This window comes from Chitinophaga dinghuensis (genome assembly GCF_003259435.1).
Classification (GTDB): domain Bacteria; phylum Bacteroidota; class Bacteroidia; order Chitinophagales; family Chitinophagaceae; genus Chitinophaga; species Chitinophaga dinghuensis.
In genome coordinates this window covers 274,800-299,650 of record NZ_QLMA01000006.1, presented here as the reverse complement: position 1 = coordinate 299,650, position 24,851 = coordinate 274,800, and the positions used below count along the sequence as shown (strand labels likewise).

Annotated in this window: 22 protein-coding genes and 1 riboswitch; of the genes, 8 read left to right on the top strand and 14 right to left on the bottom strand. The window is 44.8% G+C overall.

Annotation, left to right across the window (positions count from 1 at the left end):
• Positions 1 to 22: 22 nt before the first annotated feature.
• From CLV59_RS18845 to CLV59_RS18830, 4 genes are all read right to left on the bottom strand, one after another.
• On the bottom strand, positions 23 to 1,444 hold the full coding sequence (locus CLV59_RS18845) for a hypothetical protein (RefSeq protein ID WP_146616243.1): 1,422 nt from the start codon (positions 1,442 to 1,444) through the stop codon (positions 23 to 25).
• A gap of 28 nt (positions 1,445 to 1,472) precedes the next feature.
• The gene (locus CLV59_RS18840; protein ID WP_111593627.1) at positions 1,473 to 2,879 is read right to left on the bottom strand and encodes a hypothetical protein; all 1,407 of its coding nucleotides are present in this window, start codon (positions 2,877 to 2,879) and stop codon (positions 1,473 to 1,475) included.
• Positions 2,880 to 2,927: 48 nt separating this feature from the next.
• Positions 2,928 to 4,325: a hypothetical protein gene (locus CLV59_RS18835; protein ID WP_111593626.1), complete on the bottom strand. Its 1,398-nt coding sequence runs from the start codon at positions 4,323 to 4,325 to the stop codon at positions 2,928 to 2,930.
• Positions 4,326 to 4,430: 105 nt separating this feature from the next.
• On the bottom strand, positions 4,431 to 6,839 hold the full coding sequence (locus tag CLV59_RS18830) for a glycoside hydrolase family 3 N-terminal domain-containing protein (RefSeq protein ID WP_111593625.1): 2,409 nt from the start codon (positions 6,837 to 6,839) through the stop codon (positions 4,431 to 4,433).
• A gap of 221 nt (positions 6,840 to 7,060) precedes the next feature.
• Between CLV59_RS18830 and CLV59_RS18825 the strand changes: the two genes are divergently transcribed.
• The 4 genes from CLV59_RS18825 to CLV59_RS18810 are packed head-to-tail and all read left to right on the top strand — an operon-like array spanning position 7,061 to position 12,321.
• On the top strand, positions 7,061 to 7,612 hold the full coding sequence (locus tag CLV59_RS18825; protein WP_170137815.1) for an RNA polymerase sigma-70 factor: 552 nt from the start codon (positions 7,061 to 7,063) through the stop codon (positions 7,610 to 7,612).
• Positions 7,613 to 7,665: 53 nt separating this feature from the next.
• A complete protein-coding gene (locus tag CLV59_RS18820; protein WP_111593623.1) occupies positions 7,666 to 8,643 on the top strand; it encodes a FecR family protein in 978 nt (325 codons plus the stop codon).
• A 55-nt stretch (positions 8,644 to 8,698) separates the two neighbouring features.
• Positions 8,699 to 11,296 (top strand): TonB-dependent receptor, encoded by a 2,598-nt coding sequence (locus CLV59_RS18815; protein WP_170137814.1) that lies wholly within the window; start codon positions 8,699 to 8,701, stop codon positions 11,294 to 11,296.
• A gap of 5 nt (positions 11,297 to 11,301) precedes the next feature.
• Entirely contained in the window at positions 11,302 to 12,321 is a 1,020-nt protein-coding gene (locus CLV59_RS18810; RefSeq protein ID WP_170137813.1) for a DUF4249 family protein, read from the top strand.
• Positions 12,322 to 12,409: 88 nt separating this feature from the next.
• Here CLV59_RS18810 and CLV59_RS18805 read toward each other — a convergent pair whose 3' ends face one another.
• Both CLV59_RS18805 and CLV59_RS18800 read right to left on the bottom strand, forming a co-directional pair.
• Positions 12,410 to 14,269, bottom strand: coding sequence for a M1 family metallopeptidase (locus CLV59_RS18805; protein ID WP_111593620.1), 1,860 nt, complete (start codon positions 14,267 to 14,269; stop codon positions 12,410 to 12,412).
• A gap of 38 nt (positions 14,270 to 14,307) precedes the next feature.
• Complete coding sequence (locus CLV59_RS18800) at positions 14,308 to 14,661, bottom strand: hypothetical protein (protein ID WP_111593619.1); 354 nt, start codon at positions 14,659 to 14,661, stop codon at positions 14,308 to 14,310.
• A 215-nt stretch (positions 14,662 to 14,876) separates the two neighbouring features.
• Between CLV59_RS18800 and CLV59_RS18795 the strand changes: the two genes are divergently transcribed.
• On the top strand, positions 14,877 to 15,968 hold the full coding sequence (locus CLV59_RS18795) for a ParM/StbA family protein (protein WP_111593618.1): 1,092 nt from the start codon (positions 14,877 to 14,879) through the stop codon (positions 15,966 to 15,968).
• Between the two features lie 9 nt (positions 15,969 to 15,977).
• Entirely contained in the window at positions 15,978 to 16,454 is a 477-nt protein-coding gene (locus tag CLV59_RS18790; RefSeq protein WP_170137812.1) for a bactofilin family protein, read from the top strand.
• Position 16,455: 1 nt separating this feature from the next.
• Here the strand turns inward: CLV59_RS18790 and CLV59_RS18785 are convergent, their stop codons facing one another.
• Together CLV59_RS18785 and CLV59_RS18780 are read right to left on the bottom strand one after the other, a co-directional pair.
• Positions 16,456 to 16,686, bottom strand: a complete 231-nt coding sequence (locus CLV59_RS18785) for a DUF3820 family protein (RefSeq protein ID WP_111593829.1) — start codon at positions 16,684 to 16,686, stop codon at positions 16,456 to 16,458.
• A gap of 96 nt (positions 16,687 to 16,782) precedes the next feature.
• Positions 16,783 to 17,454: a hypothetical protein gene (locus CLV59_RS18780; RefSeq protein ID WP_111593616.1), complete on the bottom strand. Its 672-nt coding sequence runs from the start codon at positions 17,452 to 17,454 to the stop codon at positions 16,783 to 16,785.
• 237 nt (positions 17,455 to 17,691) lie between these two features.
• On the opposite strand from CLV59_RS18780, the gene CLV59_RS18775 reads away from it, so the two are divergent.
• A complete protein-coding gene (locus CLV59_RS18775) occupies positions 17,692 to 18,165 on the top strand; it encodes an Lrp/AsnC ligand binding domain-containing protein (protein ID WP_111593615.1) in 474 nt (157 codons plus the stop codon).
• Between the two features lie 16 nt (positions 18,166 to 18,181).
• Here the strand turns inward: CLV59_RS18775 and CLV59_RS28960 are convergent, their stop codons facing one another.
• The 6 genes from CLV59_RS28960 to CLV59_RS18750 all read right to left on the bottom strand — a co-directional run bounded on the left by CLV59_RS28960 (position 18,182) and on the right by CLV59_RS18750 (position 23,243).
• Positions 18,182 to 18,352, bottom strand: a complete 171-nt coding sequence (locus CLV59_RS28960) for a hypothetical protein (protein WP_170137811.1) — start codon at positions 18,350 to 18,352, stop codon at positions 18,182 to 18,184.
• A gap of 243 nt (positions 18,353 to 18,595) precedes the next feature.
• Positions 18,596 to 19,783, bottom strand: coding sequence for a THUMP domain-containing class I SAM-dependent RNA methyltransferase (locus tag CLV59_RS18770; protein WP_111593614.1), 1,188 nt, complete (start codon positions 19,781 to 19,783; stop codon positions 18,596 to 18,598).
• 19 nt (positions 19,784 to 19,802) lie between these two features.
• The gene (gene map / locus CLV59_RS18765) at positions 19,803 to 20,567 is read right to left on the bottom strand and encodes a type I methionyl aminopeptidase (protein ID WP_111593613.1); all 765 of its coding nucleotides are present in this window, start codon (positions 20,565 to 20,567) and stop codon (positions 19,803 to 19,805) included.
• Between the two features lie 43 nt (positions 20,568 to 20,610).
• A complete protein-coding gene (locus tag CLV59_RS18760) occupies positions 20,611 to 21,159 on the bottom strand; it encodes an RNA 2'-phosphotransferase (RefSeq protein WP_111593612.1) in 549 nt (182 codons plus the stop codon).
• A gap of 6 nt (positions 21,160 to 21,165) precedes the next feature.
• Positions 21,166 to 22,278 (bottom strand): acyltransferase family protein, encoded by a 1,113-nt coding sequence (locus CLV59_RS18755; RefSeq protein ID WP_111593611.1) that lies wholly within the window; start codon positions 22,276 to 22,278, stop codon positions 21,166 to 21,168.
• 74 nt (positions 22,279 to 22,352) lie between these two features.
• Entirely contained in the window at positions 22,353 to 23,243 is an 891-nt protein-coding gene (locus tag CLV59_RS18750; RefSeq protein WP_111593610.1) for a DUF4349 domain-containing protein, read from the bottom strand.
• Positions 23,244 to 23,345: 102 nt separating this feature from the next.
• Positions 23,346 to 23,562, top strand: a riboswitch (cobalamin riboswitch).
• 134 nt (positions 23,563 to 23,696) lie between these two features.
• On the opposite strand from CLV59_RS18750, the gene CLV59_RS18745 reads away from it, so the two are divergent.
• Positions 23,697 to 24,830: a DUF5074 domain-containing protein gene (locus CLV59_RS18745; protein WP_111593609.1), complete on the top strand. Its 1,134-nt coding sequence runs from the start codon at positions 23,697 to 23,699 to the stop codon at positions 24,828 to 24,830.
• Positions 24,831 to 24,851 lie beyond the last annotated feature (21 nt).

Sequence of the window (24,851 nt, the reverse complement as noted above, 5' to 3'; positions counted from 1 at the left end):
AAGGGTATATAAAATGAGTTAATTATTGGGCATGAATACTCCCATCTTGGGCTATGGAATAGGTTTTGCCGGCAATAGAAACGGTAGCAGATCCTATCAGGGCTCCTTTTACTTCCTGCCTTATATACGCGGGATTCATGGTCTCCAGTGGCTTTACGTTTGTATTCCCGGTGGTATTATGCAAGACCATTGCACTCACCACCCGCCCGCTTGGACTGACGGTGAGCAACGAGATCACTTTGCCTGTTTTATTCACGTCGGTATGTATAAATACAGCGAGATTCCAGTCTTCTAAAGAGCCCAGGTAATCCACATCATCATATTCGGTAGTCCCTCCTTTAGAATTGTGCAGTTTCACCGGATCGAAATGATGAACGGTGAGTTTTACCGAGGTATAAGTCCTGATAAAACGACCCGCTTCATTCAAAGTACATTTCAAGTTTCTTTCATCAGCAATCGCCGAATATCCTTCGGTGGCATCCCCCTGACGGAGATACTCCGTTACTGTAAAATCACCGTTGGTTGCCATGTTGAACTGACTGGTGGCGGTTTGATAATTTTCCATTACATAACTTGCCGTTACATCCATTCTATCCGTTTCAATGCCCAGCTGGTTATAGGCCACCAACATCATGGTAGGGCCATAGGAGTCCGCATCTTCGCCTCCATCCAGGTGATCCACTTTCAAAAGTACCATGGCGGGTTTTCCGGGAATTTCCATTTTCCCTACCATATACAGGGACGCAAAATCTGATTGTAAAAGTGCGCCAAAATCAAACCAGGAAGTAGCTCGCTGCGCTAGTTTGAAATCATTTCGGGCAGGTGTGGAATCATACTTTAGTGGAGGCGTCAATTTCGGAAAGGATGCCAGGTACGTCTGGAATGATTCTTTCACGACAGGCTTCCAAACTAATTTCCCATTGGATTGAACCGCCAGCAGATGAATCTCTGAAGGATATTTTGTGTGATTTGTAAAGAAATTTCCTGTGTATTCTACATAATATTTTCTAAACTCAATTATAGAATCATTCTCCATCACCACTTTTGTGGCATATTTCCCCATCTGTCCATATGGATTAATAGACTCCCCTATCTGTACCTGATCTAATTTTGTTCCATCGTCGTGATAGGAAGTCACCCAGTAATGGCCATGGTCTTTTTGCTCACCATAGAAAAGTATAGCTACTACATCACTATTCGTCGAAATTCTGGCTGCCATTAACCGGTCGTAATGCGTAGCAGTGTCTTCAAACGTATGTCCCACAGCAATCGTCTGTAATGCATTTTTATAGGTGAATGGAATTTTCACTAACGGCAGCGACTGTACGAATTGCAGAAAGGAAGATATATCCTTCGGTGATTTCTCCGTTTCCTTTTTATTCTCCTTCCAGTTACAGGATATCATCACTAGTACAAGAAGTAGAAATAAATTACGTTTATACATAAAGGTTAGGCTATAAATAGTTTTGTGATTACTGCTTTACAATACTACCATCTTTTCCAATTGCATAAGTATTATCGGCAACTGTAACTGTAACAGGCCCTGTAATGACGCCCTTTTCAGGAAATTTCAGGTAATCAACCGTGATAGAAGTGGGTAATTTGATCTCATTCACAAAGGTATTCATCAGAATAGCGGAACCCATAATTTGCCCGGCTTTATTGGCGGTGATCAGTCGCATTATTTTATCATTCTTCACTACATAGGTATGAATGAACAAGGCCAGATTCCAATCTTCCAAAATACCTAGATATTCGCTATCGTCCGCTGGCTTAATATTACTTGTATCCATTTCGAAGGTAGCGGGTTCAAAGTTCCCAACTACAAATTTCACTGCGGTATAGTTCTTAATAAATCGTCCTTCCGGACTGACAGTATATTTAATAATTCTTTCAGCATTGACCGATCCAAAGTTATCACTGTTGTCACTCATAGTGGAGGACTTCATCAAACCAAAGCTTCCATCCTGTTCCATATTAAAATTAGTAGTGGCAGACTCAAAACCTTCCGTTGAATAAGTGCCCGTCACTTCCAGCCGATCAGTTTCCCTCCCGGCGGTATTATATGCGACCAGCATCAGGGAGGGGCCATAGGATTCCAGGTCGCCGCCGGTATCCATATCATTCACCTTCAGCAATACCATAGTGGGCTTTCCAGGGAGTTCCAGCTTCCCCATTTTTGAGACATTGGGAAAAGTGGTAGACAACAGTCCACCATAATCCAGCCAGGACCCACCCCTGTATGCTTGTTGGAAAGGAGACATTTCCGGTGTTGACTCATAACTGAGTGGCGTTGTTAATTTCTCAAAATTAGCCAGGTAGGTTTGGAAGCTTTCTTTCTCTGCTCGTTTCCATACCATCTTACCACCTGGCCTTATAGCCAGAAAGCGTACTTCAGAGGGTTTGTCAGGATCAAATGCATTGAAACTACCATCCATAACAGAATAGTATTTCCTACATTCAATAATGGAGTCGTTTTCCATGACTATCCGGTTCACATATTTAGAAGTCCCGTCTTCATCTATTTTCTCTCCAATCTCAGTCTGTTCCAGGATTGTACCCTCCGCATTATAGCTAGTCACCCAAAACCGACCCTTATGTTTTTTCTCCCCATAATAGAATATCACTATCACGTCGTCGGCCGTACGAATACGACCTGCCCTGAGATCTTCATAGTTGGTAGCGGTATCTTCTACCGTATGCAATTCTTTTATGAGTGACATATATTCCGGATGGGCCAATGGTGTTTGAACGTAAGGTAATGCCTGTACGAAAGCTTTAAATGCAGCAGGATCTACCTGACTCACCTGCTTCTTGGGTTGATCCTTGCAGGCGGCCATAATACATAGCAGGGCAAAAACGAAATAGCGTTTATTCATGAAGGTTAGGATATAAATAGTATTATAAAAGTATATACAAAAATGGGGTTATTGAGGCATAATGCTTCCATCGGCAGCAATATTAAAGGTCTTATCATTCAAAACCAGTCGTACAGGCCCTTTTAGATTTTTCCAGATAGATGCATCTATAGCAGGAGCAGATATCTTTTGGGGTAAGTCTGCCGATGTCGGCGCCTGCAGGCTCTTTAAGTCCAACACACCTAATACTTTACCTGCTTTATTGACCGTCAGTAGCTGAATACCTGTTCCATGCTCATTTGGGTAACTGTAAAACATCAACGCCATATCCCAACCATCCAGTAGTGTCAATAAAGACGGCGCTGTGCCTGGTTCCGTCTCTGTAACTTTCGCCGGATCGAAAAGAGGGAAACTGATCGTGTAATCCGCATAAATTTTGCTGAAAATTCCTTTTTCATTCCAGGTGACAGTAGTCTGCTTAACATATTCCATTATTCCCATGCACTCCGGGTTATCCCAGTAGCTCCCGCTTTCTTTAAAGGAAATGCCGCCATCTGTTGCGATGTTGAGATGAGAAAGCGTATCAGCGCTCGCTTCTGTGGAGTTATTGCCACAAACCCGCACTCTGTCTGCCTCTCTACCTTGGGCGTCGTAGGTAACCAGCAATAAAGCAGGTTCATAGTCGAATTCACCTTCGGTAACACTCAATCCCGTCGCTTTCAATAGGGCAGCGGGCAATTTACCAGTGATCGATATTTTTCCAACTTTATATACCAAAGGAAAATCGAAGAGCAATAATTTGCCGTAGTCAAACCAGGAATTACCTCTGGACGCCAGCGTAAGACTTTTATCTGTAGGCACATTATTATAGACTAATGGCAATGTTAATGCCGGTAAGCTGCTTAAAAATTCAGGGTATGTTTCTTTCTTTTCTGTCTTCCAGACCAGTTTTCCTCCAGGGCGCACGACCAGTTGTTTAATCGCAGAAGCATTAAAAGTTGCCCCCATCACTTTATCATATCCTTCATCAAAGTAGGAACGGTATTCCAGGATAGAATCATTCTCCATCAAGGCTTTCGTCACATATTTTGGCGTTTCATCCTGAAGGTCACGCGTACCAATGTCTACTTTATTGATTTGTTTTCCGGTGCTATCAAAAGAGGTCATCCAATAGTTGTAATTTTCTTTTTTCCTGCCGAAATACAAGATGACCACGGTACCATCAGGAGTATGCACTTTCGCTCCCCGGAGATCATCATACTTATTCCCCGGATCTTCAAAAGCGCAGCCACTCTTAATCACAGGCATCTCTTCCCCGTAATATTGAGGTATTTGCAGGAATGGAATAGAATCGATATAATTTTTATAGGCAGACACGTCTGCATTGGACGTCGATTGTTCTTTGGGGGATTGGTTACAGGCAGTTAACAGGGCTACCAGTACAATAAGGATATAGCGTTTAATCATAGTCGTTACTGAAGAATAACAACAAAGCTAAACATCCGGTATTACTTTAAAAAAAATAACCCCGGGAAGACCATCCCGGGGCGTTTTTGTAGGATATGGATAATATTACCTGTTAACGGTAATGGTCTTTTTCAGCTTGAGATCTTCAGAATTGCCACCCACTGCAATTTCAAATTCACCGGGTTCCACCGTCCAGTTCATATCCTTATCTAGTAAGGCCAGGTCGTCTGGATGCAACGTAAAGTGAAGGGTTTTGGTTTCGCCTGGTTTCAGGGTTACTCTTTCAAAACCGCGCAGCTGCCATACATAAGTGGTTACGCTGCTTACTTTGTCATGCATATAAAGTTGTACTACTTCATCGCCAGTACGTTTACCCGTATTGGTTACCTCTACGCTTACCTGGAAATCGCCCTGTTGGTGATTCTGTTCAGGAGTAACCGACAGATTGCCGTAGGAGAAAGTCGTATAGCTCAGACCGTAGCCGAAAGGATACAGCGGGCCGTTAACGCTCGTACGTCCGTAACCGTTATTACCACTGGAAGGCTGGTCTGCGTGAGAACCGGGCTTGTATGGAAAATTCAGTTCAATCTGACCAGTAGATTTAGGGAAGGTTACTGTCAGTTTACCACCTGGGTTATAATCGCCGAAGAGGGCTTCCGCCACCGCGATACCTCCCTGAGGGCCAGGGAACCATGATTCCAGGATAGCAGACAGGTTTTGATCTTCCCAGTTAATAGTCAGTGGCTGACCATTGATCAGCACCGCCACCACAGGTTTGCCCGTAGCATGGAGCGCCTGCAGCAATTGCAACTGGCGACCAGGGAGATCCAGACTGGTGCGGGAGAGACTTTCTCCAACTCGCTTATCATCTTCCCCTACCACGGCAATAATCACATCCGCATCTTTTGCTTTACTAACGGCATCGGCTATACTATCCTGTTCCGCCTGACTTAAAGGAGTCGGTACGATTTCAGTGCCAGGCCAGCCTGGGTTTACCACATCACAACCTTTAGAATAGGTAACATTGATACCGTTTCCAGCCAGTTTGCGGATACCATCCAGCACATTAATTACCGGATTGTTTGATGGACCATAGCGGCTGTTAGCGTGACTCTCTGCAGTGGCCAGCGGTCCTGTTACCAGGATTTTGCGAACAGCGGCCCTGTTCAGTGGCAGCGTATTTTTTTCATTCTTCAGCAGTACAAGGGATTCACGGTTGAGCTGTAATGCAAAGGAATCATCAGCAGCAGTGTGTACGCCTTTATCGGCCAATTTCTCATCTACATAAGGATGATCAAACAATCCCAGTTTAAATTTCACTCTCAGTACATCAGCAACGCGGCTATCAATTGTTTTCATAGACACGTTTCCTTCTTTCACCAATTGTCTTAATGGCATGATGAAATCTTCTGGTGGCGTGAAGTTGGTTCTAACGTTCAAACCAGCTTCCACCGCCTGACGTACCGCATCTTTATAATCCACTGCTACGTGGTGTTTGGAATAAATATATTCTACCGCATCGCTGTCGGATACCACATATCCATCAAATCCAAATTCCTTGCGGAGTAATTGGGTCAGGAAATAGTAGCTACCGGTTACAGGTTCTCCGTCCCAGTCGTTATAACTGCTCATCACCCCCATTGGCTTAGCTTCCTGGATTACGCGACGGAAAGGATACAGGTATAATTGGTGCATTTCCCTTGGCGCCACATGTGGATCTGTGCGGGCATTCCCGTCGCGTCCACCTTTAGGAATACTGTATACCGCAAAGTGTTTCAGCGTAGATGCCACGCCCTGGGATTGAATACCGTTCACCATTTCTTTACCCAGTTCCGCTATCAGGAAGGGATCTTCCCCATAGCATTCTACCACGCGGCCCCAGCGAGGATCGCGGGCAGGATCTAAAATCGGCGCATATACGTTCGTATAGCCGAGGAGTTTAGCTTCTCTGCCGGCTATTTGTCCTGCCTGCAATACCAGCGCGCGGTTCCAGGTACTGCCTATACCAATTGGCGCAGGTAAAGGCGTTGCGCGATCATGGTTCAGTCCATGAATACCTTCGGTAGTAAAATCCACCGGAATACCCAGTCGGGTTTCTTCAATGAACCAGCGTTGCACCGTGTTGATGGCAGCTGCGTGGCGATTGTATGGAAATGAATACTGTGTTTGCGCCTTTTTGTTATTGGCGACGCTGTTCAGTTCTTCATCGATATTGGCGATACCATCTTTCCAGACTTTATTCTTCCATTCCGGCGTTGGCATTTCATCTTTCAATACTCTTCCATAGCCGTACAGGGTAGCCATCTGGCAAGTTTTTTCGTCCAGTGTCATTTGTGACAGCAGGTCTTTAATACGTTCATCCACGGTACGGGAAGGATCTTCGAAAACATCCTTTTTGCCATTCTTGTTGAAATCAATCCAGCCATTCCGATAGATGGGCTGCTGTTTCTGAGCAGTAGCATATTGTACTGCCAGAACAGTCAGCAACCCGGTTGCAGTAATCCTGAGCTTCATTTGCTGATATTTATTTAACGCATAAAATTTATGCAATGGATTGCATAATGCCACCAAGATAAAATTATAATCTGAAAAGCAAGGAGAAAATATGAGATACGGCAAATCCTAAGAACTTGCCCTCCAACACATTAAAATGAAAATGGGATTATTTTTATATATAAAAACAGTACATTAGCATTATTCATCATCAAAACTATTGTGAAGGTAAAATGATTACTATGCCTTCTTATCAAGCATATAAGGATCTTTTCGAGTCATTGTACGGTGAATTGTGTAACTATGCTTACACTTTTCTGAACGACGATGCAGCAGCGGAAGATGTAGTCCAGGAAACGTTTATCAGGTTATGGCAGCGACATCAGGAGATGATCGGTATTCCCAATATCAAGCCTTATTTATATAGGGCGGTAAGGAATAATTCTATCTCTGCGCTCCGTAAACTGCAGGTGGAGCAGTCGCACCAAAAAGGCTTTGAACAACTCGCCGATACCAGTGAGGAACCTTCCGAACAGGAAAAACGCGAGGCAAAGCCGCATTACGAAAAATTAATATACGAAGCAATCGCCAATCTCCCGCCACAGTGCCGGGAGGTATTCACCCGTTGCCGGGTACAGGGCATGACGCATCAACAGGCTGCGAATGAACTGGGATTATCGGCAAAAACGGTGGAGAATTACATGGGGAGAGCATTAAAAATATTACGTAAGTACTTGGCAGACTATGGGTTACCGGTTTGTTTACTACTTATGGTAAATTTTATTAAGAACTAAATAGAGGGGAAAGGGTATCCCTGACGTTTTAAAGATAGAGTACACTGTAGTTTATGGAACCTACTAATTATGAACTGATCACGAAAAAACTGTCCGGTCAGATTTCCCCTGACGAGAACCTTGAATTGAGCAAATGGTTGGAGAATAAGGAGAATCAGGCAGAGTTTGAGCAACTCTCCAAAATCTGGAACGACAGTAAAGTACAGCCTTTAAAAAGGCAATACAATGCCAGCGCCGCTTGGGCTAAGGTAGATGCAGCCGTCCGACCTGTACAACAGGAAACTGCCCGCATCCGCCCTATGCGTTGGAAGTTTGCTGCTGCAGCTGCCGTTCTGGTAGTATTAACAGCTGCCGCCTGGTGGATGCTGGAATCGCCCTCCCGTTCCCATGGCCTGAAAGAAATCGCTGCCAATGAAGGTAAAATCCGTGCGCTCCAATTGGACGACCACTCCACCGTTACACTGCGCCCGGGTTCCAGCCTGAAATATACAGACAACTACGAAGGAAATAAACGCGTAGTAAACCTGCTCGGTGAAGCCTATTTCGAAATCACCACAGATGCTGCCCGTCCTTTCCTCGTTAAAACGCCCGACAATGCCGTAGTAGAAGTACTAGGTACCTCCTTCGCGGTAGAAACCTCCGACTCATCTACCATCGTTGTAGTTACAGAAGGTAAAGTGAAACTGAGTAGAATGGGAGAAGAAGATGCTGTTATCCTTACCAGTGGCCGAAAAGGAATCATTAAAAACGGACAGGTTTCCGCAATAGACAATGATAATCCTAACTTCCTGGCATGGAAAACAGGAACATTACAATTTAATGATCAGACTTTAGTTGATATTGTGCCACAATTAGCCGACTTTTACGGCAAAGAAATCAGGATAGAAGAAAGTTACCGGAATACAGCTGCCAAACAAAAAGCAACAATCAGCTTCCGGAACCAGTCCTGTGATGCTGCATTAAATGAACTACAACTATTGCTGGGCTTTAAATACAGGCAAGAAGGCGATTCTATTGTCATCAGCCAATAAAAATGTAAAACGACAGCCCCTACCGACGTATACTGCGTTAATATTATTGCTACTGATGCTGGCAGGCTTTAAAGCCCAATCCCAGCACAGTAGCGATTCTATTTTAAGCCGTCCCTTCACGCCCGACCACTCACAGGGTACCATTCTTTCCTTTATACAGGAAATACAACGCACCACCGGCATTGCCATCTCCTACAGCTCCAGCTTTCTGCACTTAAACAAAAAAGTACAGTTGCATGGTACTGAAAAAACCACCGGCACCGTCCTAAACGCCATACTCCAAGGTACTGGTATCCAGGCAGCCGCTGTTAATGGAAAAATTTTCCTGCTGCGGGAATCCTCGCAGACACAATACTACACACTCAGCGGCTTCGTTAGGGAGGAAAACAGTAAAGAGGTCATCATCGGGGCCTCCATCTATGATCCTATCACCCGCCGCGGAACAGTCAGCAACGCCTTCGGATTCTATACTTTGCAAGTACCCGATACCTGTAACCTCATCGTCTTCTCCCATGTGGGATATGAACCTGTTCAGCAAAAACTTCCTCCACCGGACGAAGGCCAACTGGATATTTATCTCTCCGCCCGAAATTTCTTACAACCAGTGGTCGTAAATGCCGGAACAGAAGATTCGATCGTATTGCATGCCGGCTACATCAATATGCCACTCTCCTATCTCAGCAGCTTTCCTACCTTGCTGGGAGAAAAAGATGTCCTGAAATCATTACAGTTCTATCCTGGCGCTGGCAGCTCCCTGGAAAGCAGCAGTAACCTCCTGATCCGCGGTGGTGGCGCAGACCAGAACTTATACCTCCTGGACGGCGTTCCCATTTATCATACGGGTCACCTGTTCGGACTCTTCTCTATTTTCAACGGAGATGCTGTGAAAGATGTTAGTCTTTATAAGGATGCATTTCCGGCCCGTTATGGAGGCCGACTTTCCTCTGTAGTGGACATACGCACCAAAGATGGTAGTATGAAAGAATGGCACGGCAAAGCCGTTGTCAGCCCCTTGTCCGGAAGCGCGGAAATAGATGGCCCGATTATAAAGGATCGTACCTCCATGTCTTTATCCTTCAGACGTTCGCTGGTGGATTATTTATATGGTAATAACTACCTTAAAAACTATGGTAACTATTACCTCTATGATATCAACCTGAAATTAACCCAGGTAATTAATGATAAAAACCGGCTCTATTTGAGCTTCTATAAAGGCCAGGACAAAATGCTCATCTCCAGCGATAATCCAAAAATCCTGCTGTTTGATGATTATGATTTTTCCTGGAGTAATATTACATCTGCCTTGAAGTGGGCCAGCGTTGTATCTCCGCGTATATTTACCAATACCACCGTTACTTACAGCCGCTTCTACAACCTCTTTACACAGAACTCTATGATCCCGCTGAGTTTTAATGACTCGCTGTATGTAAAGGGTCAAGGGGTGTCAAGAGTAAGGGATATGGCCATCAATAATGAGACAGAGTTCACCATTAACAACACGCATAAACTCTCCTTTGGCGGCGGTTATACCTATCATAACCTCGCTCCTACGGCCTACAGTACTAATATTGCCATAGGTATTGGCGTTAAAAGAGAAGCCCCGAAATATTTTATGTCGGAGCTAAACCTCTATGCGGAAGATCAGATGTCGCTCCTGGATGACAGGTTAATAGTAAGACCCGGATTGCACCTCGGCGCATTGATCCAGAAAGGCGCAGGCTACACCAGTGCACAACCACGCTTACTCGTAAGATGGAAGTTCAACCATGAACAGTATATAGAGGCTAGCTATTCAGCTATGACGCAGTTCGTGCATCAGCTGACTACTCCAGTAATCAACCTTCCTACTGATCTCTGGGTGCCCAGCACAGAAAATATTAAACCAGAACGCTCCTACTCTTACAGTCTCGCCTACGGAAAGAAATGGAACAATGACTGGAGAATGAGTATAGACGGGTATTACAAACAACTCAGCGATCTCGTTACCACCAACACAGTACTCAATATATTCGATAACTCCGATCTCTGGGAAAAGAAAGTAATCGCTGGTTCCGGTTATAACTATGGTGCAGAGTTTTTACTTGAAAAAACCAAAGGTCGGTTTACAGGCATATTTGCTTATACCTTAGCCTGGGCATGGCGACAATTTGATCGTATCAACGGTGGCCGCAGGTTTCCTTACAAAGAGGATCGCCGGCATACCCTTTCTCTTGCCATGAAATATCAGTTTAAGCCGAACTGGTCTTTCAGCGCTTCCTGGAAATTCGCCAGCGGCGCACCTTTCACGCTACCGCAACAAATTTACCCGGATCTGGACTGGGCGCGACATATCAATGGTTACCTGGATGAAAGGTATTCTCCTTTCTCCACCTACCAGGTTAATTACCTGCCGTTCTTTGCAGGGCTGAATAATTACCGACTACATCCGGTTCACCACCTGGATCTGGGCACAACGATCTATCTGGGTAACAAATCCCGCTTTAAACATATTATCAGCGCTGGTGTGTACAATATCTACAACAGGCCGAATCCGTTTATCGTGAGCTTTGACCAGTTTTCCTACTTCAATAATGACTTGATATATCCGTTACAGTTATACCAGTACAGCTTATTTAAAACCTTGCCGTACCTGAATTACACCTTTAAATTTTGATGAAGATGCGTTTGATGTATTTAACTGTGTTATCGATATTGCTGCTGACCGCATGTGAATCTGAACTCCCTTTACCGCCGGGCAATGGGCAGCCAAGAGTGGTGGTATATAGTGAACTGACTGCCGGACAAACAGCGGAAATTCGCGTTGGTAAAAGCAAAATAGTTCAACCAGGTGTGGATAATGCTTTTGACCTCGTACCTGATGCTGTTGTTCAACTCCTGAACCGGGACAGCTCATTAATAGAAACACTCGGCTTTGGTACAGATACCAGCAATCGCATGAGTGTTTATACAGGTAAAGTGAAACTTAACCCCAATACCTTTTACAGGGTTAAAGTGGACGTACCTGGCATGCGAACAGTTACTTCCTTCACTACTATTCCTAACAACTTCAAAGTGGACCTTCTGGATACCAGTCGTACCATTCTGAACGGCCGGCCGGTATTGCAGTTTCATCTCACGATACATGCCCAACCAGGACAACGGCAATATATTGTCATGGAAGCGCTGAAACAATCTGCCCAACTCGATTCTTTCTTTACGTATAATGGTGTACGTTATAGCGTTGCAGAATATGAAGATTTGTATGAACGAGTAAAAGACCAGCCTGGCGTGGTAATCACGAAAGATACTACCTTCCTCAATGATTACCTGCGTATCCCTGTTTATACCCAGGATGAGAATGCGGATAATAACCAGATAGGCGGATTAAACGAAAATTATAACAGTATCCTCTTTACCCAACTCGGTAAACCATTTACTACGAATTTGTATATCAACGCCACTGCACTGAGTTCTAATCAGGTGGAGGCTATTGCACCCAAAGGACGTGTACTCGTTTACGTTAAATCAGTATCCAAGGAATATTACGATTTCCTGCTGACGTATGAAAAGGTGAAACGGAATCCCGGATTGAACAGCCTTATTCAGGCCGTACAGTTACGTAATAATACAGTCGGTGGATTGGGAGTCGTGGGCGGTACGAATCAAATACTTTATCAATTGTATTACGACGTATTGTAAACCAAGCTACATCTATACAACAAAGGCGCAAAGCAGGGATTCCTTCTTTGCGCCTTTGTATTTCCGGGGGCATTGCCACCTCCTAATATTATTTCGGCATCGTATATACGTTATTGCTGGGATCAACATCTGCAGACCAGGTATTTCCCAGTACCACTTTGCTGATTTTTTTGGGAGACGTAAAGTCCACGCGGACAGTCTTCTCGCCATGCTCCCAACAGGCGATTGTCCGGTGCAGCTGTTGGGTAGATCCATCTGTGAAGTACAGGGTCAGATCAACAGGTATAGGTTTGGTTCCTATTGAAGTCACCACTACGGAACCATTTTTTCCTTGTTGGTTTACGGAAGTAATGGCCAGATCTGGGTAACCATCATCGAAGAACCAGCTTTTCCAGAACCAGTTCAGATTGCGGCCAGCACCGGCATTCATACAATTAAAGAAATCATATGGCTGCGGGTGTTTGCCATTCCAGGTAGCGATATAATGGTGTAATGCTTTCAGGAAAAGACTGTCTCCCAGTAAGTCTTTCACATAGAGATATCCTAATCCTGGTTTAGGGTAGGAATTCACCATATAGGATTCCGTCAGTTGATTGGAGGCAGTCATGATAGGCAGGTCCTGAGAACGGCCAGCAATGGTATTATAAGGGGCCATACCATAATTGTCAATGATAGTGGAATCAATCATTGGAGAGATCAGCCACTCACCGATAGTAGCCCAGCCTTCATCCATCCAGGCATACAGTGTTTCATTGGTACCCATGTAAAAAGGAAACATGGTATGCATGATTTCATGGTCTGTTAGTTCGATGGTTTGTTCTTTACTGGACAGTGGATTGTCATTGACCATCATGGGATATTCCATCTGATCCAGGCCGTCGAAAACGGTTTCATGGGAATATGGATAAGGCCAACGAGGAAAGCGATAGCTCATACTTTCCACTGTTTTCCTGGCGAAGGAAGGCACCTCGTGGAAGTCCTCATGCTGCGGGTTAAATACTGCATCTACGCGGGTTCTGCGTTTGGTTTTAGGATCTACCTCCACGCTGGAAGATTTCCAGATGTAGTGATTGCTCACCGCGAAAACAAAGTCGGTCACATTATTGGCCTCATAATGCCAGGTGTTGCTGGTACTGTTCTTTGTAATATTGCCAGCGGCCAGATCGGTATTATCAATGATGGTGATAATATCGTTGTTCTTTTCAGCTTGTGCAATGCGTTGCAAGTATTTTGCCTGCAGAACATCCGGGCCGTTTTTCAGGTCGCCGGTAGCCCAGGCCTGGTAATCGCCGGGCACGGTGATGGCTACACTAAAATTGCAAAAATCGTTATAGAACTCAGTAGTACCAATATATGGAATTCTGTCCCAGCCGTTGATATCATCGTATACGGCTATACGGGGAAAGAAATACGCAATAAAATGAGCGCCTGGATCTACCATGCCAGTGCGGATATGGGAAGTTTCATTGAGCGTATAGGAAAAATCGAGTTCCAGCTTCAATTGAGTTCCAGGCAATGTTTCGGGGATGTCCAACTGTAAGTTGGTACCAGCGGTTTTGAGGTTCCCTATCGAAATGCCGTTGACTTTCACATTTGCGAGAGCAACTCCATCTCCCATATCACTGGCAGCGATAGGCATACCACGGATACTGCCATGCTGGTAGAGATTCGGAAAAAGTTTGAGGGTGAGGTTGCGCAACGTATCCGGACTGTTGTTAGTATACATAACGGTTTCAGAGCCCGATACCAGTCTGCTTTTCGGCGCGAACGACACTTTAATATCATAATTGGCGCGGTTCTGCCAGTACTTCGGCCCCGGGGCGCCTGTAGTGCTGCGGGTTCCGTTTACATATGCCTGCCTGATATTCCTCGGCATATACAACTGCTGCGCAGTTGCCTGCTGGAACATAGTTCCCAGCAGAACGATAAATATTAATCTTGACTTCATATATTTCTGTCTGCAAGTCAAAATTAACAAATATGCAGCTACTGGATGGAATCTTTACGTGTGGGAATACTATCGGACACGGGAGTATGCGTAGCATTTGGCGGAGCGGCGTGTGAGCTATCGGATGACTGTGCCAGGGAATCGGCTGCAGGAGCGGACTTTTTAACAGGCGCTGTGGGAGCGGTATTTCTTTTTCGGGTATAATCAGAGGACAAACCTGTTCGTTTCATGTCTTTCATGGTCTTTTTATCGAACAGATATTGGGGATGTTTTTCTGGCCTCAGTCCGTCATCGAATTTAGATTCGGCGCCCATGGCCGGGGCCGTATAGACCTTACTGGAGGTATTACAGGCCAGCAGGAGACAGAGCGGAATTGTGTACAACTTTTTCATGCACTTTATGGGGGAAAAAGTGAGCATGGGCAAGGGAGCAGGACCTACAGACAATAACGGTATAGCTTACACGTTTATTATCCGGTTAACTAACGGTTGGGCATTTTGAAATTCAGATGACCTGTATTAAATTTAGTGTAAATTCATTGAATGCCATCCCCATTTGTCCTGAACATTCATAAATTTAATCTCTATTTTGTTATTATCACAACGCTATGAAAGTATCTACAACCAGCTTCCCCAGTGTGTTTGAGACCGCCTTTGGGAACACCGAAAACTCCAGTAAAGATTTATTGAACGGGTTAAAAATTAAAAAAGACGAGACCTGGTACCTGGTAGGTAACATGGCCAAACGTGGGGGTATTAATCCGGGCAGAGTGACGAATGCATCACCGCAGGAGGAAGACTATGAGATACTGTTTAAGGCAGCCCTGCTGAATACCATTGATAAGGTGCAGCAACCTATCTCTATCACCATGGGCTTCCCGTTTTCTACCTACAACATCTACAAAGCTGCTGCGGAGCAGTTTTTGAGCAAAAGACATTTCCTGGTGGACTATGATACTCAAACCTTTAACAATAAAGGCTCCTTTAAAAAAGGGATGTTTGATATTGAGCGGTATGAAGTCATTCCTGAAATTGTGGGCGGTATTATTGGGTTGAAAAAGACGATTCCGGAACCAATGGAAAACTTTATCGCTATCAGCTTTGGTTTTGGCACCATTGAAGGCGGTATGGCTACTGGCGACGGCCTTATTCACCGTACCTGTTTCAGTTCCCATGGTATTCGTTACGCGATCAATAACCTGACTCGTGAATTGAACCAGAAGCATTATCTGGAGATGAAAAATGAGCATCAGGTAGACGACGCCTTCATGAAGGGCTCTATCTTCACAAATCGTAAGCGCATAGACCTTCGGGATATGAGGAAAGGCGTACTGACACAATATTATAAGGAAGTGGTATCTCCACTGATGCGTAAATACTTTACAGATCTGGATTTTGAAACCTGCGAGAAAATTTACCTGATGGGTGGCGGCGCTCATTATAAAGAGCTGACAGATGCCTTTGTGGAAGAATTCAGAGATTTTATCCCGGTAGAAGTTGCTCCGGACCCTGAAAAACTCGTTAGTGTTGGTTATCTTTATAACTCGCTGCGCATTTCCGATAATAAGCCACACCGTAGTGTAGGTTTGGATTTGGGAAATGCCAGTTCCCTTGTATCCTATTTTGAGGATGAGAGTAAGCCAGCGCCGGTTACCAATACGCCAGCAGCTGATGCTACTACGATTCCGATTAACCTCTAAATTGTTTGTGTGATAAACGTTCAACATTTATTCCGTAACCTGATTCGTCCCGGCGCTTTCCGCATTCCAAAGTCTGTATCTGTCAACGGCGGTATAGACGCTACGATTTCCGGCCGTATAGATGGCCATGTGCGTGGGAATGTAAAGACGACCGGTAAGTTAATTATCAGTGAGAATGCCAGTATTAAAGGGCATGTGTATGCCACAGATCTGGTTATTTACGGAAAAGTGTTTGGCGACGTTTACATCAGCAATAAGGCATATGTCACCACCAAAGCCTATGTAAAGGGGGATGTCAATGCCATGATTCTTGAAATAGAGGAAGGCGCAGTAGTAGAAGGCGCCATCCGTAAAAATATCCAGGCAGTGCAGCAATCCGAAGAACCGGTTGTTGCATTGCCTGTAACTGAATCTACCCATTCCTCTACTGCGGCGATTGTGCCGCCTCCGCACCCTGAAGAAGAGCAACGCAGCTCATGGTTCTGAGTTATTTCTTCCCTTTGAGGGGCTCCAACAGATAACCCAGTCCGTTCATTTTTATCACCAGTAATGTTTCCAGGAGCATTCCAAGCTTTCCGGCAGGAAAACCTTTACGCTGAAACCATTCCAGGTAGCTAACTGGCAGGTCGCACAGTACGGTATTTTCATATTTGCCAAAAGGCATTTTCATCGTCACCAGCTGCTTCAGCAGCTCCGGGTTGGGTTGTGCCAGTTCCATGCTTATATTTTGTGCAAAGAAAGGAAAGTTTGCATAAAAAAAGTGCCGCATCCAGAATGATACGGCACTGATAAAAACAAACAACTGAAACTAGTATTATTGACTGAGCAAGCCTTCGTTTTGTAATGCATCTGCTACTCTTTTGGAGAATGCCTTACCAAAAGAAGCAAGACTGCTTGGATTTACGGTTTCTGATTGTCCGGACCAGATCAATCTGCCATCTTTGTTGAGGTCATAGAGATTGGATTCCAGGAAATAAGTTTTATCCGTTGTATAATAGCCAGGGCTGTAAACGGTGCCATACATATAACCATAGTATCCCCAAAAGCTGCCATACCAACCATAAGCAGGATAAGGCGCATACATCATGGTACCAGGCACATAGCGCGTTTCAGACTCTTTATTGATCAGAGAAGTGGTTAAGATAGCGGTATAACCGGCTGCACGGATCTTTTCTGCCATATCTTTACGGGACACTTCATTTTTAGGATCGAAATTCGGTGGGAACATATCCAGGCTTCTTCCTGTAACGAGCCCTTTCTGCGCTAAGGTAGCGGCCAGGTCTGTTTCTATGGTTTGGCGGGCGCCCATGTTGGAAGACAGGCTTGTAATGAGGATTTTATGATATCCTCCAGCCGGAGCATCCGTTGCTTTCCAGGTACCTGTCATATGCACAGTGGTACCGCAAGCCCCCAATAGTAAAACTACCAGGGCAAACGCCATCCATATCGGACCTTTCGCAAGCTGTTTGAAATATTGGGAATACATAATGAATTTTTTAAGGGTGAACAGTCACTGCACTGCCGTCACTACTATCTATGACCGGCATTCTACATTACAACAAGTGCCAGGGGAAAAAGTTCTGATGGAGATTCGTTTAAGCTTTGGCGTTAATGGATCAGGGGTAAAAATATTTAATATGGAGCCATTGTCAGAAAGATAGAATTTTGATATTTTTGCAAAAATTGTTTTATTTTTAGATAAAATCTAAATCCGATCGCCAAAATGAGCCACCAGTTAAATATTGACAAATTAGACTTACAAATAATATCTGAGATGTCCAATGATGCCAGCATTTCCTACGCTGAGCTGGGTAAGAAACTTTTCGTGTCCGGTGGCACTATCCACGTACGTATTAAAAAGCTGCATGAAATGGGCGTTATCCGCGGCACCCGTTTGCAGGTGAATCTCCGCGCCATTGGTTATGATGTATTGGCGTTTATAGGTATCTATCTGGAGAAAAGTTCCTTATATGAAAATGTTGCCAAGCAGTTGTTAAAAGTGCCACAGATTGTACGTCTGAATTACACTACAGGCGCCTACAGTATGTTTGCAGAAATTATTTGTAAAGACAGTGCGGAGCTGCGTAAGATTCTGCAGGATGATCTTCAGCATATAAAAGGAATAGAGCGGACAGAAACAATTATCTCTTTGGAAGAGAGTTTCAGCCGCCCTATTAATGTGAGTGCTGCCATGTAAGAACATGGTTCAGTTTTCAATGTAGCATTTCATTTCTGCTTTTACGTACCATTCTATGTGGACGATAAGCCAGCAGGCGTACATTTCTTTCGATTTCTGGATTGTGAATAACAGGGCGTGTTTCTGGAGCCAGTTCGTCTTTAACGGCCACAGTAAATGGTTTGCGGAAAAAATTGAATTTGAACATAGTACTGGTTTTGCCCTGCAACCGGCATCACCAGCGGAGGAGACGGTTACAGGAGATGAAATAATGTGTTTGTCGTTGCAGGATCTGAGTCCATGTATTTTTGTTTTGATACGACGCAAAGGTAAGAAGAGAAGTGATGCGAAACTGTTAGAAGCATTGTAAAAAGTTATTAGAATTCTCTTAGAAATACGAATCCCGGTACGCTAGTGGCATACCGGGATTTTATTTTTATTTTCAATATATCTATTCTGCGTTGTTGGCTTGCTTACGGGGATCTCTGGTACCTGCATACAGCTCATATTCCAGCAGGCGGCAATCCAGCGTACTGTTATAGAACTCAATACGTCTTTTCGCTTTCAGCCCTATTTTCTTTGCCAGGTCAAGGTTTCCAGTGAAAATATAGCCAAAATACCCACCACATTTCTGTTTCATGAAATCGCCGATCCGTCCATAAGTTTCTTCCAGCGCACTGATTTCTCCGAGTCGCAGGCCATATTCCGGGTTCATGAATACCACGCCACCGCCATTTTCAGGAATAGTGGTTGCGGCGAAATCACAGACTCTGAATGTAATCAAATCGTCTACTCCAGCGGCTCTTGCGTTTTTGCGGGCATTCTGTATTGCCTGTTCGCTTAAGTCGGTGGCAATGATTTTCAGCCCTGGAACTTCCACGATCTGTTTTTCCAGCAATCCTCTCTCCTCTTGATATACTTTATCATCATAACCATTGAGGTGCATGAATCCATAGTTTTCTCTGAACAGGCCTGGTCTGCTGTTGGTAGCGATGAGGGCAGCCTCAATGGCTACTGTTCCTGAGCCGCACATGGGATTGATAAAAGGCGATTTCCGGTCCCAGCGGGAAGCCAGGATGGTGCTGGCTGCCAAAGCTTCCAGCATAGGTGCTTTACCAGGAATTTTCCTGTAGCCGTGGCGGGCAAGCGAATCTCCGGAAGTGTCGATGAAAATCTCGGCGTCTTCGTTTTTCCAGAAGAGGTTTACTACTGCTCCAGTGAGTTCTGCGCCGGTAGATGGTCGTTTGCCGGTCTTTTCCCGAAGTCTGTCAACAATCGCATCTTTTACCCGCAGATTGGCGAACATACTGTTGTTGATGGTTTCATTCAGGACATTGCTGGTGATAGAAAAATAGCCATCTGCTTTGAGGATATTTTCCCAGGCATAGGCTTTCAGTTGCAGATAAATTTCATCTGCATCTTGTGCCTTGAATTGTTTCAAGCTATAGAGTACCTGGCTGGCGCAGCGCAGGTTCAGATTGAGCCGGATACAGTCGTTAATGGTTCCCTGTAAACGTACACCTGTTACAAAAGTATCTTCCAGGGTGAAGCCCAGATCTTTTACTTCCTGTTCCAGGTAAGGAGTCAGGCGCTTATTACAAGTGATGGTAATGGCGCCACTTTTTGTGTATAAAGACATAATGGGCGCAAATTACCAATTAATTCCAGATTTCGTTGGCGGCAGTCAGTATTACTGGTGCGCCATCGGTAATAATGATGGTATGTTCGTGTTGTGCAGTTACTCCGCCACGGTTGCCAGTGAGCGTCCAGCCGTCTTCTTCCTGGTTAGCGAAATTGGAGGCTGAAGAGATAAATGTTTCGATGGCTACCACTCCATTTCTTCTGAACCTGCTTTTGTTAGCGTGGTCGTAGCAATTGAGAATATCAGAGGGAGACTCGTGTAATTTTTTACCGATGCCATGTCCGCCCAGGTTACGGATAACGGTGTATCCGGCGCTGCGGGCTTCATTTTCTATCAGTCTTCCGATTTCACAAATGCGGATTCCGCTGCGAATGGCATGTATTGCTTTATGCAGGATTTGTTTGGATGCATCTACCAATGGCTGATATCCGTGAATGTCTTCTCCTAATACGAAGGAGCCGCCATTATCGGACCAATAGCCATCTAGTTCTGCGGAAACATCAATATTGATCAGGTCTCCTTCCCGAATGATCTTCTCTGCTGTTGGAATGCCATGAGCAATTTCGTGGTTGACGCTGATGCATGTCCAGCCAGGAAAGCCATAGGTAAGTTTAGGGGCAGATTTCGCCCCAAAACTGCGCAGTAGTTCTCCGCCATATTCATCAATTTCCCTGGCACTCATGCCGGGTTTGGTAAAATTTCGCATTTCTTTCAGCGTATGGGCAACTATTTCACTGATACGCTGCATACCGTTGAGGTCCGATTGAGACGTAATAGACATATTGTTTTGGTATTTTAACAGGTTTCCGAATGGGTCTACAAATCTAACGAAAGTTATGGGGGTAATCGATATACTTTTTCGGCACGGCATCTGTCAGCCATACATTATTTTCCGAGCACCAAAATACAAATCCGTCTGCATGCATTTCTCCGGTGCGGATAGTAAGGATAACGGGAACGCCATGTCTGCTGCCTACTTTGATGGCCGTTTCCTTGTCAATGCTCAGGTGCACATGCTGGCGGGACATCCGTTTGATACCCTCCTGTCTGATTTCTTTAATGGCACTGCCGGTGGTTCCATGATAGAGGAAAGCGGGCGGTACAGCTGGCGGTAGGGCCAGGTCTATATCTATGCTATGACCCTGGCTGGCGCGGATACGGGTTTTCGATTCATTGAATGCGAACCGTTTCTTTTCATTGGTATCCACAATTTCCTCCAGTTCTGCCATAGTGAAGCGGTTGCCGGCTTTGAGGATCAGTTCTGCCACATCGGCCCAACCCTGGTTGTCCAGACGCAAACCAATGGCGTCTGGACTATGTCTTAATATTTTACTTAAAAACTTACTATGTGTTTTCTTTTGAGCTTCGTTCATCTTTTATTAAATCTTTACAATAATATTCTTGCGATACATGATCGCTATTGGTATCCAGATAAGGAATACCAGGAACAGTGCACTGGCCAGGGAAGCATTGTATGGGGAGAAGATATTATTCCATACAGACTCATTTAACCAGGAACTGAGGGAGCCTTCGCCTATTGGTATCATGCTCATGAATTTCGGTACCAGAGCAGACAATACATAGGCTGTGATGGCGTTTCTGCCAAAGGCTACAAATGGGGTCAGGTATTTATTACGTTGTTGCACATCTATGAGCCAGTAGCTCATAGCCAGTGCCATTGTACCCAGACCGCCGGTATACAATACGAAGGAGCTTGTCCATAACGATTTATTAATCGGGAAGAAAGGGTCCCATATTAAAGCCAGGATGACAGCGATAAAGCCATATACAAACATCCAGGAAACCTTTACGGCATCATCTTTATCTTTTCTTCTCAACCAGGAGCCTACCATTACCCCAAACAAGCCGGTACTCACAGCAGGCATGGTACTTAGCAACCCTTCCGGGTCCCAGGTTTTACTTTGAGCCCAGAGATGCGACGGTGTGAAGATCAGTCTGTCCAGCCATGCGCCTAGATTCGCCTCTGGTTCAAGACTTGGTACTCCAGTACCAGGAACCGGAACGACAGTCATTAGCAGGCAATAGATGATCAACAGGGAGCCGAATACCCATTGGATAGTACGCTTGCCGGTTTTGATATACAGTATCGCAATCACGCCAAATACCAGACCGATACGTTGTAATACGCCTGGGAATCGCAATGTTGCAAAATCCCATTTAAACATAATGCGTAGCAGCAATCCGATAAGAATCAGGATAGCGGCTCTTCTGAGTGCGTGCAGGATAAGTGTACGGTGTTGGGTGGGATCTTCTTTTTTGGACCCCATAGCATACGGTACAGAAACGCCTACAATAAACAGGAAGAAAGGGAATATCAGGTCTGTTGGCGTACAGCCATTCCATTTACTGTGTTCCAGTGGGGCATACACATATTTCCAGCTGCCTGGGTTATTTACCATAATCATGGCGGCAACGGTGATTCCCCGGAAAAAATCTAGCGATAGTAATCGCGGTTTGGTTGAGTTAGTCATGCGGTTCTTATGATCCCCTCAATTTATATAATTTCCTGAGAGATTCATAAACAACCGGATGAACGTACTCATAACTACGCAGCCGGCGTAGCTTTCCGGAATTTCTTCACAAGGAACCAGGCCATAGCTCCCACTAGCAGGAATGGCCAGATAGTGATCAGGAATAACAATATGTTACGTAAGATGACTGCTCCATCATACAATGCATTTTTCAACTCTGTTCCAAAACCCGCCCTGGTAGCGGCGGCAGGATCCACTTCCACTACTACATCTGCCCTGTCTGGCTGGACCATGGCGATGGTAATCGTCGCATTATTCACATCATCCATCAGAGAAAGATTATTCAACTGACGGTCTATCACCTTTTCTGCCTTTTCATCTTTATACTTGGCGATATCCAGGGAGGTATGCTTTTTATTAGGCACCGGTGTTTGGGTAGCGATTTCATTACGCAGGGAATTAGATAAATACTGCATGGTTTTATCTTCATCTTTGAGCGTACGATGATCAATATAGGTAGCCATTCCGGATAATACGCGTACTACTGAATCCATCTGATTAACAGGTACACGTAACGTCAATTGTGCAACGGTACTGTACATACGAACATGCATCAGAGAATCAGCCGAATAGGGTACATACTTATCCTGACTCACCGTATTTTCCTGGTGACTCTCTGCTACAATCCCCTGCAAATCCTTTGTAACCCGCTCCAGCGCTGTAGTAGCATCGAATACATTTTTTACGCGGCAACGTACATCTGCGGTGCGTACACGCTTGCGGGAAGCTGCATTCAATGATTCAATATCTGATTCAAAATTGACGGAATCAGCTGCCTCCGTCAGTTTTCCAGTGGAAGCATTCGCCATCATTTCGGCGTTTGGAGATTGATTTCTTTCAGTTGCTACATTACAGGCAGCAAGGGACAGGGCGGGTAAGACCCACAGTGGAATGGACTTTCGCATGGATGATTCATTTTCCTTTTATACTAAAAAAACAACAGAGGTAACCCAAGGAGATGTTAAAAAAAATAAAAAGGGAATAGGTTTTTATAAAATGTTGATGTAGGTTTGCGCCTCGCAACTGGTTGTTAAAGTCGTACTGACTGTAACATTAAAAGGGAATCCGGTGCAATACCGGAGCTATCCCCGTAGCTGTAATCCTGTTTTCATTGCATGAAAACTTTTTTCGGAACTACCTCTGCCACTGTCTCTACTCCTTAGAAACGGGAAGGCCTCCGAAATGAAGGAAAGCCAGAAGACCTGCCCGCTGCATCCATCGTCCAGCACTTTCGGGAGAAAAGAAGGATGAAAGACATACAAATTTTGTATGCGCCATCATGATAAACAAGTTTGCTGCACGCAGTATCGCGAGCTGCGTTGCCGACTGTTTTTATATGTATCGTAAAAATCTAGAGAATGAAGAAAACTGTTCGAGTGATGCAAGTGCTGCGTCATATTAATTTCCGCAGCTCCCAACTGAAACGCCTATACGGCGCATTATTTCTCGCTGCTACCCTGACAATGGCCTCCTGTAAAAAGGAAGATAAAATTGCTACGCCTCCATCCAAATATAATAATGGATTCTTTGTTGCCAATGAAGGTTGGTTCGGTCATGAAACCGGAGATGCGCATTTCTATTCCTATTCCGGCGACTCTCTGACATGGAATGTATATAAAACATCCAATCCGGGCGATAGTCTGGGTTCCGCAGGTAACTCCCTGGAATTCGCCACTATCTTCAACAATAAAATGTACTTCGTGGTAAAAGCCGGCGGACCTTTGGTGGCCGCAGATCTGAATACGATGAAAGTATACCTCCGCAACAACTCCCTCCCTAAAAATGACGGTCATGCTTTCGCAGGTATTGACCAATACAGAGGCTTGCTGACCACCGGAGACGGAGTATATCCTGTAAGTCTTTCTACCCTGGCTATTGATAAAAAAATCGACAGCATCAGCGGTTATACCGGCGATGTGATCGTGGCTGGTAAATATGCTTTTGCGCTGAGCCAGACAGATGGTATCGTTGCATTCAATACTGCCGATTACAAATTTGCTAAACGCTTCGGAAAAGCTAACCAGGGCTTTGCCAGAGCAAAAGATGGCGATGTATACGCTGCTACAGCCGATTCTATGGTGCGTATCAACCCTAATACACTGGAAAGATCTACTGTGAATCTGGGCTTTAAAGTGGCTTCTCCATGGGGTGCATGGCGTCATGCGAGCATCTGTGCGAGCACGAAGGAAAATGCTATTTTCATCGCTCCTGGCTCAGGTTTCTCCGGAGGTACTAAAGCTTACCGTTATGTAATTGGCGATGCTTCCTCCCTGGCACAACCATTTATCACCTTGCCTACCGGTCAGTACTTCTATGGTTCTGCTATTGGCTATAATAAAGCAACCAACGAACTCATTGCACTAACAGTTAATGGTTCCATTACAGGCAATATCAATCGCATCTTATTCTATGATGCGACAAGCGGTGAACTGAAGAAAACAGTTACCTATAATGGCTGGTTCTTCCCTGCTATGCCAGTTTTCATGCCATAGTCGGATGACCTGGTTTTAATT

Excerpts from the sequence above, each read along its gene's own strand:
- CLV59_RS18845 (WP_146616243.1), bottom strand. The coding sequence starts at position 1,444 with ATGTATAAACGTAATTTATTTCTACTTCTTGTACTAGTGATGATATCC.
- CLV59_RS18840 (WP_111593627.1), bottom strand. The coding sequence starts at position 2,879 with ATGAATAAACGCTATTTCGTTTTTGCCCTGCTATGTATTATGGCCGCC.
- CLV59_RS18835 (WP_111593626.1), bottom strand. The coding sequence starts at position 4,325 with ATGATTAAACGCTATATCCTTATTGTACTGGTAGCCCTGTTAACTGCC.
- CLV59_RS18830 (WP_111593625.1), bottom strand. The coding sequence starts at position 6,839 with ATGAAGCTCAGGATTACTGCAACCGGGTTGCTGACTGTTCTGGCAGTA.
- CLV59_RS18825 (WP_170137815.1), top strand. The coding sequence starts at position 7,061 with ATGCCTTCTTATCAAGCATATAAGGATCTTTTCGAGTCATTGTACGGT.
- CLV59_RS18820 (WP_111593623.1), top strand. The coding sequence starts at position 7,666 with ATGGAACCTACTAATTATGAACTGATCACGAAAAAACTGTCCGGTCAG.
- CLV59_RS18815 (WP_170137814.1), top strand. The coding sequence starts at position 8,699 with ATGCTGGCAGGCTTTAAAGCCCAATCCCAGCACAGTAGCGATTCTATT.
- CLV59_RS18810 (WP_170137813.1), top strand. The coding sequence starts at position 11,302 with ATGCGTTTGATGTATTTAACTGTGTTATCGATATTGCTGCTGACCGCA.
- CLV59_RS18805 (WP_111593620.1), bottom strand. The coding sequence starts at position 14,269 with ATGAAGTCAAGATTAATATTTATCGTTCTGCTGGGAACTATGTTCCAG.
- CLV59_RS18800 (WP_111593619.1), bottom strand. The coding sequence starts at position 14,661 with ATGAAAAAGTTGTACACAATTCCGCTCTGTCTCCTGCTGGCCTGTAAT.
- CLV59_RS18795 (WP_111593618.1), top strand. The coding sequence starts at position 14,877 with ATGAAAGTATCTACAACCAGCTTCCCCAGTGTGTTTGAGACCGCCTTT.
- CLV59_RS18785 (WP_111593829.1), bottom strand. The coding sequence starts at position 16,686 with ATGGAACTGGCACAACCCAACCCGGAGCTGCTGAAGCAGCTGGTGACG.
- CLV59_RS18780 (WP_111593616.1), bottom strand. The coding sequence starts at position 17,454 with ATGTATTCCCAATATTTCAAACAGCTTGCGAAAGGTCCGATATGGATG.
- CLV59_RS18775 (WP_111593615.1), top strand. The coding sequence starts at position 17,692 with ATGAGCCACCAGTTAAATATTGACAAATTAGACTTACAAATAATATCT.
- CLV59_RS28960 (WP_170137811.1), bottom strand. The coding sequence starts at position 18,352 with ATGTTCAAATTCAATTTTTTCCGCAAACCATTTACTGTGGCCGTTAAA.
- CLV59_RS18770 (WP_111593614.1), bottom strand. The coding sequence starts at position 19,783 with ATGTCTTTATACACAAAAAGTGGCGCCATTACCATCACTTGTAATAAG.
- map (WP_111593613.1), bottom strand. The coding sequence starts at position 20,567 with ATGTCTATTACGTCTCAATCGGACCTCAACGGTATGCAGCGTATCAGT.
- CLV59_RS18760 (WP_111593612.1), bottom strand. The coding sequence starts at position 21,159 with ATGAACGAAGCTCAAAAGAAAACACATAGTAAGTTTTTAAGTAAAATA.
- CLV59_RS18755 (WP_111593611.1), bottom strand. The coding sequence starts at position 22,278 with ATGACTAACTCAACCAAACCGCGATTACTATCGCTAGATTTTTTCCGG.
- CLV59_RS18750 (WP_111593610.1), bottom strand. The coding sequence starts at position 23,243 with ATGCGAAAGTCCATTCCACTGTGGGTCTTACCCGCCCTGTCCCTTGCT.
- CLV59_RS18745 (WP_111593609.1), top strand. The coding sequence starts at position 23,697 with ATGAAGAAAACTGTTCGAGTGATGCAAGTGCTGCGTCATATTAATTTC.